A 15,561-nucleotide genomic window follows, 5' to 3' on the forward strand; every position below is an offset into this window, starting at 1 on the left:
AAAACAAAGCGAGGCTGAAGGACTTTTGTCCCAGCCTCGTGGCAGATAAAGCTTCCGTGAGGAAGTGTCAAAAGCAGGGCAAGGCGAGCTAACAAAGTCATAAAAGATAAACGAAATGACGATAAATGCCCGCAAGCAAGCCTCCGCAATGGAGACCGCGGCTGCTGCAAATTTTGATTCCGCCTATTAAATCAGGTTATCTCGGTCCACCTGCTCATAGGCCTGCAGACCGTCATTGAGTTTTTCCCAGATGACGACTTGGCCTGACTGGAGCGACTGTTGCACATTGATAATCCGCTGGTTGGAGGAGCCGCGAAACTGCAGCATGAGATTTTTCTTGCTGAGGTCAAAGCGGCCGTCAACCAAGATATCAATGAGACTGAGCAGCTCCAGCTTATCATCCGTTTCCAGCATCATTTCCTCCCAAGTATAGCCGGTCCAGGACCATATGTCCTTATCGGGCAGCTCGCGCCGAATTCGCTTGACCAAGGGCAGGAGGATGCCGGTATTGAGAAAGGGCTCGCCGCCCAGAAGGGTCAGCCCCTGCACATAGGGCTCCGCCAGATCTTTCATAATCTGCTCTTCCAGCTCCTCTGTATAGGGAATACCGGCATTAAATGACCAGGTCGCTGCATTGTAGCAGCCCTCGCAGTGAAACATGCAGCCGCTGACATAGAGCGAATTGCGGACCCCCTCACCATCTACAAAGTTGAAGGCCTTATAGTCAATAATCCGGCCCTTACTCAGTTCCTCGCTTTTCCATTCTTGTGGTTTTGGATTGTTCATGCGGCCTCCACATCTATCCAAAAACGCTCATGGCCGGCGATGGTATTGTCATAAACGCCGCCATTGGCCAAAATGGTCCGGCGGCTGGCTTCATTGTCTTCATCGCAGGTCACAAGGACAAAGTCCAGACCGCGTTTCTTGGCTTCTATCAGTCCCAGATGCAGCTGCTCCTGTCCATAGCCTCTGCCTCGCTGACTGGGGCGAATGGAGTAGCCGATATGGCCGCCTTCAATAAAGAGTTTTTCATTGAGCAGCAGGCGCAGAGCCAGAAAGCCTACAGGTCGATCCTCCTCATCAAAAGAGAGGAACTGAACAGAGGGCACCCAGCCCGCCGGCAGGTTATCAGCCGTTTCCTGCTCTCTTAAAAGCCGCAGCCAGTCCGCAAAGTCTTGGGAAGCATTCCAGGCACTGCTGCGCAGGCCGTTTGGGTAACATTGTCTTTCTTCGTACTCAGCCATCATGTCGAGGACGGCTGCTTGGTCTTCTAATCTCGGTCTTCGTAATTTCATAGGACCTCCTCAATCTAGGTCAATCCAATAACGCTCACTTCTGTCAATTGTATTTTCATAAACTCCGCCGGCCGCAAGAATGGTGCGGCGGCTGCCTTCATTGGCCTCATCACAGGTTATCAGCACTCGGTCCAATCCGGCTGTCCGGGCCTCTATCAGGCCCAAGGCCAGCTGCTCTTTGGCCAGCCCCTGGCGACGCTTGCTGGGCCGAATGGAGTAGCCGATATGGCCGCCTTCGATGATAGTCTTTTCATTCAAAACTGGTCGCAGGGCCAGAAAGCCTAGTACCTGCCCCTCTTTATCAAAAGACAGAAACTGAATGGAGGGCACCCAGCCGGCTGGCACCCGCCGGCCCTTTTCTTGCTGCTGAACCATGTCCAGCCAGTCTTCGTAGCTGTCGGCCATCTTCCAGGTTGCCCCCATGCCGCCGTGCATGTAAGAATCTGCTGCAGCAAACTCGGCAATCATCTCCAACACCCTATCTTTATCTGCCGCCGTCGGCCGCCTTAGCTCCATATCTTACTCCTCCGCTAGATCTATCCAATAGCGCTCTGTCCCATCCCGGCTGTCCTCGTAACTGCCGCCATTGGCCACAATCACCGCCCGGCTGGCAGGATTTCCGCCTGAGCAGGTCACCAAAACACGCGGGATATTCTTGCTTTTTGCCAGCTGCAAAGTCTGCCGCAGCTGCTCTTTTGCAAGACCGCACCCACGCGCCGACGGACGGATGCTGTAGCCGATATGGCCGCCGTGCCGGAGCAGAGCCTCATTGAGCCGCAGGCGCAGATTGGCAAAACCCAGCGCCCGACCGCACTCATCAAAAGAAACCAGCTGGATATAGGGGACAAAGCCATCCGGCAAGCCCAAGCCTGCTTCAGCCAGCTGGATTGTCTCCAGCCAGTCTTCGTAAACAAAATCCGCTCCGCCGAAAAAACCATCCTTGGGACCGCCAGCTGCCTCAAAGTCAGCCAGCATCTCCAAAATCGTATCCTTGTCTGCCAAAGTCGGCCGCCTTAGTTCCATCGCTTTTTCTCCTGATACGAAGAGAGTGAGACTGCATCGCGCCCCACTCCAACTTCTATTGTTTCTTCTTTTTTTCTAAAAATTTCTGCCGCAGACTGACTAAGCGGTCTTTTTTGTCGCTGCCGCCCTGCGAGTGCTTCTCGTGGAAACGCCGTACTTGAGCCTTTCCCTTGTCATCTAGTTGGTATTTTCCCATCTTAATTTCCTTCATACTTAATGGTCGAACCGTTCATATGCTTAACCCGGGCCGATATTTCCTTGTGACGGCCCTTGACCATAGGCCGAGCCTGAGGATTGCCCAGATAGCCGCAGGTCCGCTTGACCACATCTACCGTCTTGGGGTCGCTGTTGCCGCAGTTAGGGCAGGTGAAGCCCCGCTCAGTCGGCGTGAAATCTCCTTCAAAATCACACTGATAGCAGCGGTCAATCGGTGTATTGGTCCCCAGATAGCCGACCCGATCGTAAGCATAGTCCCATACAGCTTCTAGGGCTTTGGGATTCTGCTGCAGGACCGGATATTCACAGTAGTGGATAAAACCGCCGGAAGCACCGGCCTCTGGATAAACCTTTTCAAAGTCCAGCTTTTCAAAGGGCGTCGGATTCTTGCGCACATCGTAGTGGAAAGAATTGGTATAGTACTCCTTGTCAGTAATATCCTCAATGACACCAAACTTCTCCGTATCCAGCCGGCAGAAACGGTCTGTCAGACTCTCAGACGGTGTTGAATAGACAGAGAAGTGATAGTCGTACTGTTCAGACCATTCTTCCACGCGCCGCTTCATATCCTTGACAATCGAAACGGTAAATTCCTTGGCTGCTGGATTTTTTTCCCAGTCGCTGCCATAGAAGACTGCTGCCACTTCATAGAGGCCGATGTAGCCCAGAGAAACGGTGGCCCGGCGGTGGGTAAAGAGCTGGTCAACCTGATCGTACTTGCCCAAGCGCCGGCCGAAGGCCCCATATTGGTAGAGAATAGGCGCATTGGCCGGACTGGCCTCCTTAGTCCGCTCCACCCGATAGACCAGCGCATCTTCGGCGATATTCATGCGCTCATTAAAGATTTCCCAGAACTTGGCAAGGTCGCCCTCAGACTCCAAGGCAATCCGCGGCAGATTAACCGTGACAACCCCCAGATTCATGCGGCCGGAGTTGACTTCGTCCCCATTTTCGTCCTTCCAGCCCTGCAGGAAGGAACGGCAGCCCATGGGCACCTTGAAGGAGCCGGTCAGGTCAATAATCTTGTCATAGGACAGCACATCCGGATACATCCGCTTGGTGGCGCATTCCAAAGCCAGCTCTTTAATATCATAGTTCGGTGTGCCGGGCTCTAAGTTCAGGCCGCGCTTGAGGGTAAAGATCAGCTTGGGGAAAATGGCTGTGCGGTGCTCGGATCCCAGCCCCTTGATACGGATATTGAGAATGGCTTTTTGAATCTCCCGCTCAAAGCGATTGGTCCCCAGGCCAAATCCCAGCGATGTGAAAGGCGTCTGACCGTTGGATGTAAAGAGGGTATTGATCTCATATTCCAAGGACTGCATGGCATCATAGATATCCTTTTTGGTCTTTTCCCAGGCATAGTCCTCGCGCTTATCCTCCAGGACCCAGTGCTCCGCATCCCGCAGATGTTTTTGATAATTCAGCGCAGCATAAGGCGCCAAAACCTCATCAATCCGGTCAGCCGAACAGCCACCGTACTGGCTTGACGCTACATTAGCGATGATTTGCGAAATCTGAGCTGTCGCAGTCTGGATAGACTTGGGACTTTCCACTTCAGCATTGCCGATCTTAAAGCCATTCTTCAGCATCCCCGCAAAGTCAATCAGGCAGCAGTTGGTCATCGGTGTATAGGGACTGTAGTCCAGATCGTGGTAATGAATATCGCCTTTTTGATGTGCATTGGCCACATGGGGCGGCAGCATTTTCAGTCCGATGGATTTGCCGACAATCCCCGCTGTCAGATCGCGCTGGGTATTAAAGACATCGCTGTCTTTATTGGCATTTTCATTGACTACCGTCTGGTCCTTGTTGAGGAGCTTGTCGATGGTAAAGTTGATGTCCGTCGCTTTTGAGCGCTCAAAATCCCGCTGGGTGCGGTAGGTAATGTAGCTCTCTGCAATGGTATACTCCTTGGCATTGAGCAGCTCATGCTCTACAATATTCTGAATCTCATAGATTTTGACATACTTGGCAAAACGATCGGTGATTTCAGCGACAATGCGATCCGTAATCGTTTCAAGCTTGGCTTCCAGCATCGGCGTCAGAGGGCCGACTTCCTGCGCAGCCCGCACCATAGCCTTGTAAATCTTCGCAACATCAAAAGTCACCCGGCGGCCGTCCCGCTTTTCGACATAAACAGCTGGAATGGTTTCAAACTTTTCTTCTCTTAAAATCATCATGGACACATCCTCTTTCTGATACTCATGAAAATCATCTCAGCTCTGCTGTACACCCAAACCACAGCAGCTTGGCCTTGCAGCAGCGGACAAACTTCCGCAAAAAAAGTGCCGGTACAGCTGGCAGCGGACAGCTTCAGACCCAGATTGTTCCGGGCTGATTTTCAAAAAGTATGCTATGATTGATACAAGAATCATTATAGCACGTTAAAATAAAAAATCAATATGTTGTGTAAAATTTTTAAAAATTTTATTTTATACACAACATATTGATAATTTACTTCAGTTCGTAAAGTTTAAAATGGCTCAGTTTGAGATCCGTTTCTTTATAATTTTTAGAAAGATTTTGGCGGGTATCAGACAGCAGCTCCAGATGATTGTTGACCAAAATAAACTTGGGCTGGACATTTTCCAAAGCGCTTTGCAGTCCCAGACGATTTTCAGCCGTTCCCAGATAAAGAGCGGGCGAAAGCAGGGAAACAGCTGACTTGCGGCCGCTGGCCTGATAGAGGCTGGCACTATTGTCCCAAGCATACACCCTATCGTCCGCGCTGCTCTTTTCCTGAATATACTGAGCTGCTCTAGCTCTTTCAGCAGACTGACCGCTGGAAAGCAGGTATTCATTGACCAGCGGATAGCCTACTAGATAGAGCAGAGCCAGGAGCGGCAGGAAGAACTGGCCGGCGATGTAGCTGGACCAGAGGGAAGGCTGGCGGCGGTCCCTGCGGTGGCGGCCCGCCTGCTTCTTGCCCTTATTAAACCAGAGAGCCAGCAGAATCATAGCAAAAGGCAGGGCTGGCAGCAGCTGATAGCTGCCTTGGTCCGGCAGACCCAGCGCCCCTAAAACCGTTGCCAACAGGCCCAGCAGACCGATAAAGCGCAGCACGCGCGTGCTGGTTGACTCCGCCTTGGTAAACAGGCCGACTGCAAAGGCTGATGCAAAGCCCAAACCGACCGTCAAGAGACCGTAATAAAGCAGATTGCCGAGGAGATGGCTGCCGAGCAGGTTAAAGGAATCCCAGGCATAGGTCACCTGGCTGATGGCCTGACCGAACGTCTGATTGACAACGGTAAAGTAGCCCAGCGGATAGAAAATCAGCGAAAAGCCCAGCAGTGCTGCCAAAAACTGGTAAAAACCTCTGGCCTTCTGCTTGCTCACGATATTGTAGACAAAGAGCACCAAGCTGGTCAGCGCATAAAAAACAAGGCTGACCATCGGCTCAATCATAAAGGCAACGGCCCCGAAAGCACCGTATAAGATGAACTTTTCATCCTTGAGATCGTCCTGCAGATAGCGCACTAAGAAAGAGAGATTCCAAAAGATAAAAGGAAAAACAAATATAGTGGAGTAAAGACCGCCAAAGCCCAGCGCAAAAACCAAAAGGTAAAAGAGCAGCAGGAGACTGCGCGACAAGCCTTGCTTGGGTCTGAGCCGGGCCACTGTCCGATGCAGGAAAATGCCCGCCAGCCACAGAGCCAGTGTTTGAAAAGCTATGAGCAGAAACTGCCCAAAGACCAGACTGCCAGCCCAAAGAATGAAATAATAGAGCAGGCCGCTGGTCCCATAAATCTGCGAATAAGGCAGCTGCCCCTGACTCATGGCCCAGCCGGCATACAGATTCTGCGACTGCAGGTTGGTAGACAAGTGGGTCAATAAAGGGTTGACCACACTGAGCAGGCTGAGAATCAAGCTGCATAAAAAAGCAAGAACATAAGGAACAGGCTCCAGTTTTGCAGGCTGGCTCTCAGCCTGTTCACTTCTGCTTAAAGAGGCCTCAGACACTTCCAAAACCGGCTCGTCATTTGTATCGTACATAAAAAAGAATCTCCTTGATATCAGTCTTATCTAGTATATCAAATTCCTTTCTTCCTGTCAGCCTTCTCTTGCATTTCCTTTCTCTTTTTAGGCTTTGCAGCCAGACTCTCCAATTCCCGAAAACGGCGGTATTCTCTGCTCTCCCAGACCAGTTGGCTGCCGTAAAGTACTTCAAACACTGTCATCCAATCCTCCCTTTATTTTTACTATTCGCAAAAAACAGCAAAAAAGCAGAGAGACGGCTGAATCTGATGTCCGCTTCACTTAAAAAAACAATTATTCGCAGCTCATACAAAACTCCCCCAAAATCCAAGCCGGTTCAGGATTATGGGGGAGTTGTTTTTTCTCATTAGGTGACAGGCTTTGCAGTCTGATTTCGATTTTCAAAGAATGTGAGCATGGATTTCACAAAGCAGCAGCCCTTACAGCATAGGAGCAAAGAGCTGCATGACCTCTTTCAGCAGGCGTTTGTACCAAGTGATATGGAGATTTTCCGGCAGAACTTCCTCAGAAATGTCAAAGACAGCCTCAAAATCCTCTTTGATAGCCGGAATGGTCTCGGTCCGATAGAGAAGCACTGCATTTTCATAATGGTGAACCAAACTGCGGTAGTCAAAATTAATGGTCCCCACCACGGCAAATTCGTCATCTGCCACAACATGTTTGCTGTGAATGAAGCCGGGCTTGTACTCAAAAATCTTGACCCCAGCCTCCAATAAGTCTGGATAGGCCCCGCGGGTGACAATCTGAATCAGCTTCTTATCCGGGATGAAGGGAGTCACAATCCGAACATCCACTCCCCGCATAGCAGCATTTTTAATGTCCTCCGTCAGATCGTAGTCAATAATCAGATAAGGAGTCGTAATATAGACATAATCCGTGGCCTGACTGATGATATTCTGGTAAACATTCTTGCCGACAGGCGACTTATACATGGGCTTGGGACCGCTGCCGTAAGGGATATAAAGTCCCTGACCTGCCACTGCCTGATTGTCCAGATGATACTTATCAAAGTCGGAAATTTCCCCGCGGTTGATGTACCAATTCATGAGAAAAAGCCGGGTCAGCGCCTTGACAGCCCGACCTTCCAAGCGGATACCGCCGTCTTTCCAGTGACCGAAGCGCTCAATATGGTTGATGTATTCATCCGCCAGATTAATCCCGCCGGTGTAGCCAATCTGACCGTCAATGACCAGAATCTTGCGGTGGTCACGGTTATTATAGGCTACCGTCATCCGCGGAATCACCTTATTAAACTTATGGGCATCAATCCCCAGCCTGCGCAGCTTGCGGGTATAGTCCCCCGGCAGTGTCGCCATACAGCCAATATCATCATAGAGCAGCTTGATTTCGACGCCCTGTGCCGCCTTTTCCGTCAGCACCTGCAGAATGCTGTCCCACATCAGCCCCTCGTCGATGATGTAAAATTCCAAAAAAATGAACTTCTCAGCCGCCCTTAAATCCTCCAGCATGGCCGCAAACATCTCCTCGCCAATCGGAAAATAGCGGGAAGCCGTGCCGTCATAGACATCCGCATTGTGGTCCATGGCCAGAAGCGACTTGACAATCCCGTAGGCCGCCTTATTTTCCTTTTTGAGACGGACTCGGAGGTCATAGCTATTGTCCTCCCGGAACTTCATGGAGTCCATATTTTCCAGCTGCACCATCTCTTTTTTGGACAAGCGGCGCTCCCCGAACATCAGATACAGCAGAAAGCCAAAAATCGGTACAACTGCAATCAGGAGCCAAGCAACCTTGCTTTCAGGAGGCATGTTGCGGTTGACAATGGACAGAATCGTCCCGATGTACATAAACACAATAATGGCTATTGACAGCCAGTTAGGAGCAATCCCGCTGAAATAGAAAAAAGCAGCAAAAACAAAGGACAGCTCCAGCAGCATGATAATCATACTAAAGCCGTACTTGGACATCAACAGACGAAATTTCCCGAAAGTCATAGTCTCTCCCATCTCATACTCAAATTAGTTTGCTCTTTGTTTTTCATGAATAGTCCTCTGAGAGGCCGGGACAGACTCCCATGATGGCAGTGCCCTCACCCGCAGAGGGAAAGGAATAGGACAAAACAAAAGTAGCCAGCTTCGCATCTTTCTATCGTTTGATTGCAAGACGCAGTGATTGGGGGAGCTTTTGTTGACTGTCGTCAACCAGAATCTCCCCTGCCCAAGTTCATTAGGCACTTTAGCGCCATCAACCGCTGCTGAGCGGCTTCTCATTCCTTGAACCATCAACTCTTACAAGCCGCTGCTTTGACAGCGAGCTTTGCTTGACTGTATTCACAAGCTCAGACCATCATTCCCTGATTGGCTGAGCTGTTCGGAGGTGGGAAGACGGCTTCTTTTTATTTTTCGGCATTCTTTCCCACCCCCGCTGTCCCGGTTTATACAAAACAAAAAGAACAGCTTTACATATATTCTAGTATAACAATAAAAGAGCCGTAAAACAACGCTTATATCAATGCAAAAGGAATTTTCCTGCCCAAAAGACTGCAAAAAAAGAGACTCCGACAAGCTGAAAACAGTCAAACCGCTTCAGCCAGAGTCCCCCTATCCCCATTCAACATTTAAGAAGCTGTATTCAAGAAGGTGATTGCACCAGAAAAAGACTGATTTTTTAGTCTTTTAGTCTGCTTTTAGCAGTGAAACTGTCCGGGGGACAGTTTCAGCCTATCGCTTAAAACACAGGACGATAGAGCAATGAGCAGCCGTGCGGAGCCTGCCATCTTTACTGTCTACTGAAAATCATAGTGTCATCATCAGAAGCTTCCTGCGAGAGATCCTCCAGTGTCAGCTGATCGCCATCTAGGCGGTAGCGTTTAACATCGTCTCCGATGACCATTGTCTGATTGCTGGAATCAATCTGAACCTGCTTGACCTCTGACTGTCCCTCTGCTTCAAACTGGGTCAGACTGCCTGTCGTACCCGAAATCTCCAAGGTCAGCTGCTCGCCGTCATAGTTAGCCTGGTAGCTGCCATCCAGCTGAGCAGTCTCTTGGTTTTCAGAAGCAGAAGCTGCTGACGAAGAGCTGCCGGCAGAAGAGGAAGAGCCTGCGGAGGATGATTCCGCTGCACTGCTGGACGAAACTGACTGAGCCTGAGAGGACTGACCCGTCTGCTCTTGATTGGAACTGCCGCAGGCAGCCAAAGCTATAGCCGCCAGCGCCGTTAAAGCTGAAAAAGTGATTTTTTTAGAAATTGTCATCTGCTTGTCTCCTTTTTATCCTTATTGTAGCAAAACTTGCTTCTCGCGGTCAATCAGCAGCTGTCAACTCGGCACGGACCTCCGCTATAAAATAGAGCGATCCGGTGATGAAGAGCAGCTGCTTGCTCTTTCTGTTCTTCTTAAAATTTTCGATGAATGTCCGGTAATCATCCGTATAGGCAAAGGTTCCGATTTCCGCCTGACCTACTGCCTCTCCATAAGCAAAGGTCGTCACTGTCAGAGCTCCGGCGGGCAGAACTTCCTGCAAATAAGCCAGCATGCCGCCGTAGTCCTTGCGCTTGAGCGCTCCAAAAAGAACCGTGCAGTCTTTGCCGTCCTGCGACTGGATAAATTCCGCCAAACGCTGCAAAGCCGGAAGATTGTGGGCACCGTCCAGATAGATTCCCGGACTGACTTCCTCCAAGCGTCCAGCCCAGCGCGTCGTCCGCAGTCCTTCTTGAATAGCCGCAGTATCCAGCTGCCAGCCCTGACGCTCCATAAAGAGCAAGAAAGCCTGCAGGGCCAGAGCTGCATTTTCTTCCTGATAGTGGCCCTTGAGCCCTAGCTGCAGGCCGGACAGGCTCACTGATGAATTGCGGAACGTTTGGTGTGACCAAGAAAAATCCCGGCCATACTCATAAAGGCCCAGACCCAGCTCCTGCGCCCGCTCCCGACAGACCAAGCGTGCCGCTTCCGGCAGAGGTCCGATAACAGCCGGGCAGCCTTGCTTGAATATACCGGCCTTCTGCCGGGCAATCGCTTCAACACTGCTCCCCAAGGTTTCCTGATGATCCAGTCCGACCGATGTAACCACAGAGACAGCTCCTGTCAAAACATTGGTCGTATCCAGCAGTCCGCCGATTCCGACTTCAATCAAAGCCAAATCCACCTGCTGCTCCCTAAAATAGAGAAAGGCGAGCAGGGTCAAAATCTCAAAATAAGACAGCTGATCCTGCGGCTTCAGCAGTTCCGACTCCATTTTCTGGATGTGCAAACCCAAGCGGACAAAATCCTCATCAGAAATCGGCTGCCCATTTACGCAGATCCGATCGTGAATGCTGATGATATGCGGCGAGGTGAAGCTGCCCACTTTCAGACCCTGACCAGCAAATAAATTCCTCATAAAGGCAATAGCAGACCCCTTGCCGTTGGTTCCCGTCACATGGATGGCCGGATAGGCCCGTTCAGGACTGCCCAACAGCCGAACTGCTTGCCGCATCCGGTCCAGGCCCGAACGGAAATTCAGGCCGATTCGGCTGTTCAGCCACTCTTCAATTTCATTCATTTCCTTACCTAAGAAAAAGAGAAGCAGAGCAGAATCCAATACTGAATTACAACTCGCTCCTCTTTCATGTTTTTATTTTCAACCGAGCCGAAAAAGTGCGGCAGAACAAGCATTCGTTCTCGCCTCTCAGAGCGAACCCCCAAAGCACCCCCTGCCCTCTTTCTATGTACAGAACCGAGACGACAGCGCACACTTTCTCGCCCTCGCATTTTCAAACTGGGGCCAAAGCGGTCCGAACAGCCAGCTCATTCTCACTGCTCAGAGCAGGTCTGAAACCAACCCCAGCCCGACTGGCCCTTTTCAAGCCCAGACTTAAAATCTCCCAGACCTCTTACACAGCCTCAGCCTTACTCTTCCATAAAGCTGTTAAAGACTTCCTCAATCATGTCCCATTCAGCATCGGAATCTTCTGGAATCGGCTGCAAGTCGCCCTCCGTTCCGTCCTCGTTTTCAGTGAATGAGTAAGCTTGGATTTCCACTTCGCCGTTTTCATCCTCTTCCGCATTGGCCGGAATCAGAAGGACATAGTTTTTGCCAAATTCTTCCTTGCCGTCAATCGTCAGAAGAATCTCAAACAGGGTTTCATTTCCTTCTTCGTCTACCAAAGTAATCAGTTCACGCTCTTCATGCTCGTGGTCATGGTTATGATCATGTGCCATATAGGTTTCTCCTCAAATTTCTTTTTAAAAATTTCGATCTAAATAATTCTGCAGAATCAGCTGAGCTGCCAGCTTATCAATGACTTTTTTGCGCTTGCTGCGGCTGACATCCGCCTGCTCAATCAGCATACGCTCTGCAGCCGCCGTCGTCAGACGTTCATCCTGATAGTCTACCGGCAGCTGAAACTGCTCTGCAATCTGCCGGCCATAAGCCTGACTGGCTTCCACCCGCGGACCGCTGGTGTTGTTCATGTTTTTTGGCAGACCGACGACAAACCGCTCGACTCCATACTGCCTGACCAACTCCCCCAGACGCTCAAGGCCAAGCTCCCCCTTGTCTTCATTAATCGGAATAATCTCTAAGCCTTGGGCCGTAAATCCAAGAGGGTCGCTAACGGCGACGCCCACGGTTTTTGAGCCGACATCCAATCCCATTATTCTCATCAGAGGTCAATGCCTTGCCCTTTCAGATAGTAACGAACCAATTCTTCCACAATCTCATCGCGTTCGTACTTGCGGATTTGATTGCGCGCATTGTTATAGCGAGGTACATACGCAGGATCGCCGCTCAGTACGTATCCCACGATTTGATTGATTGGATTGTATCCCTTGTCATTGAGCGACTTGTAGACATCTGTCAAAGTCTCGCTAATTTCCTTTTTATTTGAATCATCGAGATTAAAACGTACTGTTTCATCTGTAAATCCCACAATTACACCCTCTTTCTTTAGAATATCCCTATTATAGCATAATTAAAGGCTTTTCACAAATTTATACTCTTTCTATTGACGCAGGAGACAGAAAAACCAGTCTCTCTGTGAAAACTGGTTTAAAAATGCAGATGCTCCGTTTTGATTACTCGGAAGGATTGGGAACTTCGCTGCCGTCTGCCCCCTTGAAAGTGCTGAGCAGCTCTTCGGGACTCAAGGTCTGAATCTGCTCAAAAATCGGCCCATAAGTCGGCAGCTGCTTGACAGCCTCAAAGTCAAGCTCTTTGGGATGAACCGTCAGGACAAAGAGAATCTCATCTGCTGTAAGGTCTGTATGCAGCTCAATTCCCTTGATAGCCGCAATCTGGTCCAAACCGAGCAGTCTTTCCGCAACCTTCAGCAGCTCCTCCTTGACCGTCGAAATATCCTGATCCCCCAGCGATTCTTTGATATTGGCAGGAATGGTCCGATTGACCCGCAAAACAACCGTTTCATACTGCTGGCCGCTATAAGTAACAGTTAAAATCCGGCTCTCTTTTCCGCCTTCAAATTCCTGCTCTGTCCGGTAGGATTTGGTCACTGTCTCCGCCTTTGCTGCCTGGCTCTGCGAAGTCTCTGACAAATCGGACTGACCCGCATTCCTGCTGGAATCTGACCGCTGGCTGCAGGCAGATAAGAACAGCAAAGCAGCTAACAGGCAAATAAGCGCTTTTTTCATCTCTTGTCTCCTTCACAATAAGTTAACTACATCATATCATGATTAAAAAAGCGCTGTCAATTCTATTCCCCTTCCCGTAATCAGATTGTAATAAAAGAGCAGTTATTTCTGCTCTTCTGCGCCATTGGCCAAGAGATTCGTGATATACTCCTCCGGAGTCAGCTTCACCATCTCTTTTAAATTCAGGTTTTTAAAATAAGGCATGTCTGCTGCTTTGTTGATATCCAAACTCTGAAAATCACAGGTTGAGGTTATTTTCAGCTCATTTTCATTGAGAACGGTAACGGAACCCGTAAAACCAGCTAAAGTCTTAGCCTGAGCATAGTCTGTATCCTTATCCAAGGACTCATTGAGCGACTTCTGCGCTTCCTCTATCCCCAGTTCTTTAATCGCTTCTTTCAATTCAGGGTCTGTCGCAGTGACTCTTTCAATCACCAGCCGCTGGAAATGACTGCCCTGATAGGTCACAGTCTGGGTCTGCTGTGCTCCTTGCTCATCCTTTGGAAAGGCTACTGTCCGAGTGATGACCTCCTGCTGCTCTGCCTGATTGATAATGGGTAGATTGTTGCTGATTTCTTCTTTTTTTCCCTGACTTGCCGCAGTCTCCGTTTTTTTCTGGGCGCAGCCGCTTAAGACTGCCGCAGTCAAGCCCAGAAGCAGTAAAATTTTTTTCATGAAAAATCCTCCTCAGAGATATTGTATCACAGTTCTGCCTCTTGTCAATCAGCCCCTGTCATCTGCAGGCATAAAATGAGGAGCTGGGAAATCCCCCAGCTCCTGCAGACTGTATACGATTTAGAGAGCCGCACGCAGACGGGCTTCTGCATTTTCAACATTACGGACAGAACGCGGCAGAAAGGCACGGATATCATCTTCTTTGTAGCCAACTTGAAGACGCTTATCATCGACCAAAATCGGACTTTTCAGAATCCGCGGGGTCTCCATGATGATGTCCAGGACTTCGTTGACACTCAATTCCTCGATGTCAACACCCAATCCCTTGGCATAGCGATTTTTAGACGAAACAATACTTGCAATTCCATTTTCAGTCTTGGTCAAAATATCCAGAAGTTCTTCTTTGGTGATGCCTTCTTTGCCGAGGTTTTGTTCCTTATAGGTTAATTGATGAGCGTTTAGCCAGGTTTTTGCTTTTTTACAACTAGTACAACTTGAGACGGTATAGATTGTAATCATGTAAGTACTCCTTTCGCTACACGATACTAATATCGTAGCCTATTATACCACAAAAACCATCAGTCTTGCGACCTATTTTGAAAAATTATTCTTCAATTTCAATGGCATCGTCCAAATCAAGAGTCACTTCTTCAGCTTTTGCTGTAAGGTTTTCTGAACCTTCAGCCGCCGGTTCTGCCACTTCTTCACCGTCAATCAAACCAAAGCGGATACGGACCTGACGGTCAATTTCCTCAAAGACTTCCGGATGGTCAGCCAAGTATTTCTTAGCATTCTCAGAACCCTGACCGATTTTTTCATCGTTATAAGAATACCAGGCTCCTGCTTTCTTGATGATATCCAAATCAGTCGCAATCTTAATCAGCTCACCGGTCTTAGAAATCCCCTCGCCGTACATGATTTCCACAAAAGCTTCCTTGAACGGCGGAGCAACTTTGTTTTTGACAACCTTAATCTTGGTCTCCTTACCAACATTGGTATCTTTGGCGTCACCGGTTCCCTTGATTTGAGTATTGCCGCGGACATCCAAACGGACTGAAGCATAGAATTTCAAGGCCCGGCCGCCCGGCGTTGTCTCAGGATTGCCAAACATGACGCCGACCTTCTCCCGCAGCTGGTTGATGAAGATGGCAATGGTCTTGGTTTTATTGATAGAAGCAGACAGCTTGCGCATGGCCTGGCTCATCATCCGAGCCTGCAAGCCGACATGGCTGTCCCCGATATCACCATCGATTTCTGCGCGCGGTACGAGAGCAGCAACTGAGTCCACAACCACTAAGTCTACTGCCCCGGAGTCAATCAGCTTACCCGCGATTTCAAGGCCCTGCTCACCAGAGTCTGGCTGAGACAGCAGCAGCTCATCGATATTGACACCCAATGCAGCTGCATAGGACGGATCCAAAGCATGCTCCGCATCGATAAAGGCAGCGATACCGCCTTCTTTCTGTGCCTGGGCTACTGCGTGGAGGGCTACCGTTGTCTTACCAGAAGACTCCGGACCGTAAATCTCAATGATCCGGCCCTTCGGATAGCCGCCGGCACCAAGAGCAATATCCAAGGCCAGCGAGCCCGAGCTCATGACCTGCACCTTTTGCTCTGCCCGCTCGCCCAGGCGCATAATCGCTCCCTTACCGAAGTCTTTTTCGATATTTTTCAGAGCCGTATCCAACGCTTTTTGGCGCTCATCGCCAAACTTTTTCGTGATTTCATCTAATTTTTTTTGTTTCTTTGCCATTGATTTCTCCTGTTT

18 protein-coding genes are annotated in these 15,561 nt (G+C 49.6%); all 18 read right to left on the minus strand.

The genetic code is table 11. From position 1 onward, the window contains the following. Window positions 1-186: 186 nt before the first annotated feature. Window positions 187-786 (minus strand): anaerobic ribonucleoside-triphosphate reductase activating protein, encoded by a 600-nt coding sequence (nrdG, locus tag STRDD11_RS02410; RefSeq protein WP_128834985.1) that lies wholly within the window; start codon window positions 784-786, stop codon window positions 187-189. Beyond that, entirely contained in the window at window positions 783-1,295 is a 513-nt protein-coding gene (locus STRDD11_RS02415) for a GNAT family N-acetyltransferase (RefSeq protein ID WP_128834987.1), read from the minus strand. Before STRDD11_RS02415 ends, nrdG begins: the two co-directional genes overlap by 4 nt. A 9-nt stretch (window positions 1,296-1,304) precedes the next feature. Further along, complete coding sequence (locus tag STRDD11_RS02420) at window positions 1,305-1,811, minus strand: GNAT family N-acetyltransferase (protein ID WP_128834990.1); 507 nt, start codon at window positions 1,809-1,811, stop codon at window positions 1,305-1,307. A 3-nt stretch (window positions 1,812-1,814) separates the two neighbouring features. After that, complete coding sequence (locus tag STRDD11_RS02425) at window positions 1,815-2,318, minus strand: GNAT family N-acetyltransferase (RefSeq protein WP_128834992.1); 504 nt, start codon at window positions 2,316-2,318, stop codon at window positions 1,815-1,817. Between the two features lie 55 nt (window positions 2,319-2,373). Further along, window positions 2,374-2,514 (minus strand): hypothetical protein, encoded by a 141-nt coding sequence (locus STRDD11_RS02430; RefSeq protein WP_128834994.1) that lies wholly within the window; start codon window positions 2,512-2,514, stop codon window positions 2,374-2,376. Between the two features lies 1 nt (window position 2,515). After that, a complete protein-coding gene (gene nrdD, locus STRDD11_RS02435) occupies window positions 2,516-4,711 on the minus strand; it encodes an anaerobic ribonucleoside-triphosphate reductase (protein WP_128835360.1) in 2,196 nt (731 codons plus the stop codon). A gap of 277 nt (window positions 4,712-4,988) precedes the next feature. Then, window positions 4,989-6,527 (minus strand): heme transporter CcmD, encoded by a 1,539-nt coding sequence (locus STRDD11_RS02440; RefSeq protein WP_128834997.1) that lies wholly within the window; start codon window positions 6,525-6,527, stop codon window positions 4,989-4,991. 38 nt (window positions 6,528-6,565) lie between these two features. After that, window positions 6,566-6,712 carry a hypothetical protein gene (locus tag STRDD11_RS13570; RefSeq protein ID WP_164828341.1) on the minus strand — a complete coding sequence of 49 codons (147 nt, stop codon included), beginning with the start codon at window positions 6,710-6,712 and terminating at the stop codon, window positions 6,566-6,568. A gap of 237 nt (window positions 6,713-6,949) precedes the next feature. Next, window positions 6,950-8,485, minus strand: coding sequence for a cardiolipin synthase (cls, locus tag STRDD11_RS02445; RefSeq protein WP_128834999.1), 1,536 nt, complete (start codon window positions 8,483-8,485; stop codon window positions 6,950-6,952). A gap of 784 nt (window positions 8,486-9,269) precedes the next feature. Continuing rightward, window positions 9,270-9,746, minus strand: coding sequence for an SP_0198 family lipoprotein (locus STRDD11_RS02450; protein WP_128835001.1), 477 nt, complete (start codon window positions 9,744-9,746; stop codon window positions 9,270-9,272). 49 nt (window positions 9,747-9,795) lie between these two features. Further along, the gene (locus STRDD11_RS02455) at window positions 9,796-11,031 is read right to left on the minus strand and encodes a bifunctional folylpolyglutamate synthase/dihydrofolate synthase (RefSeq protein WP_128835003.1); all 1,236 of its coding nucleotides are present in this window, start codon (window positions 11,029-11,031) and stop codon (window positions 9,796-9,798) included. Between the two features lie 347 nt (window positions 11,032-11,378). After that, window positions 11,379-11,690 carry a DUF1292 domain-containing protein gene (locus STRDD11_RS02460; RefSeq protein WP_128835005.1) on the minus strand — a complete coding sequence of 104 codons (312 nt, stop codon included), beginning with the start codon at window positions 11,688-11,690 and terminating at the stop codon, window positions 11,379-11,381. Between the two features lie 24 nt (window positions 11,691-11,714). Next, the gene (ruvX, locus tag STRDD11_RS02465; RefSeq protein WP_128835007.1) at window positions 11,715-12,134 is read right to left on the minus strand and encodes a Holliday junction resolvase RuvX; all 420 of its coding nucleotides are present in this window, start codon (window positions 12,132-12,134) and stop codon (window positions 11,715-11,717) included. Next, window positions 12,134-12,400 (minus strand): IreB family regulatory phosphoprotein, encoded by a 267-nt coding sequence (locus STRDD11_RS02470; protein ID WP_005592119.1) that lies wholly within the window; start codon window positions 12,398-12,400, stop codon window positions 12,134-12,136. The genes ruvX and STRDD11_RS02470 overlap by 1 nt, the downstream gene beginning before the upstream one ends. A gap of 145 nt (window positions 12,401-12,545) precedes the next feature. Further along, window positions 12,546-13,118, minus strand: coding sequence for a hypothetical protein (locus tag STRDD11_RS02475; RefSeq protein WP_128835010.1), 573 nt, complete (start codon window positions 13,116-13,118; stop codon window positions 12,546-12,548). Between the two features lie 102 nt (window positions 13,119-13,220). Beyond that, window positions 13,221-13,793, minus strand: coding sequence for an SP0191 family lipoprotein (locus tag STRDD11_RS02480; RefSeq protein WP_128835012.1), 573 nt, complete (start codon window positions 13,791-13,793; stop codon window positions 13,221-13,223). Between the two features lie 120 nt (window positions 13,794-13,913). Further along, on the minus strand, window positions 13,914-14,312 hold the full coding sequence (gene spx, locus STRDD11_RS02485; protein ID WP_002894078.1) for a transcriptional regulator Spx: 399 nt from the start codon (window positions 14,310-14,312) through the stop codon (window positions 13,914-13,916). A gap of 85 nt (window positions 14,313-14,397) precedes the next feature. Beyond that, window positions 14,398-15,546 carry a recombinase RecA gene (gene recA / locus STRDD11_RS02490; RefSeq protein WP_128835014.1) on the minus strand — a complete coding sequence of 383 codons (1,149 nt, stop codon included), beginning with the start codon at window positions 15,544-15,546 and terminating at the stop codon, window positions 14,398-14,400. Window positions 15,547-15,561: the final 15 nt, after the last annotated feature.

The sequence above is a fragment of the Streptococcus sp. DD11 genome, from assembly GCF_001578865.1.
In the GTDB taxonomy this organism is placed as follows: domain Bacteria; phylum Bacillota; class Bacilli; order Lactobacillales; family Streptococcaceae; genus Streptococcus; species Streptococcus panodentis.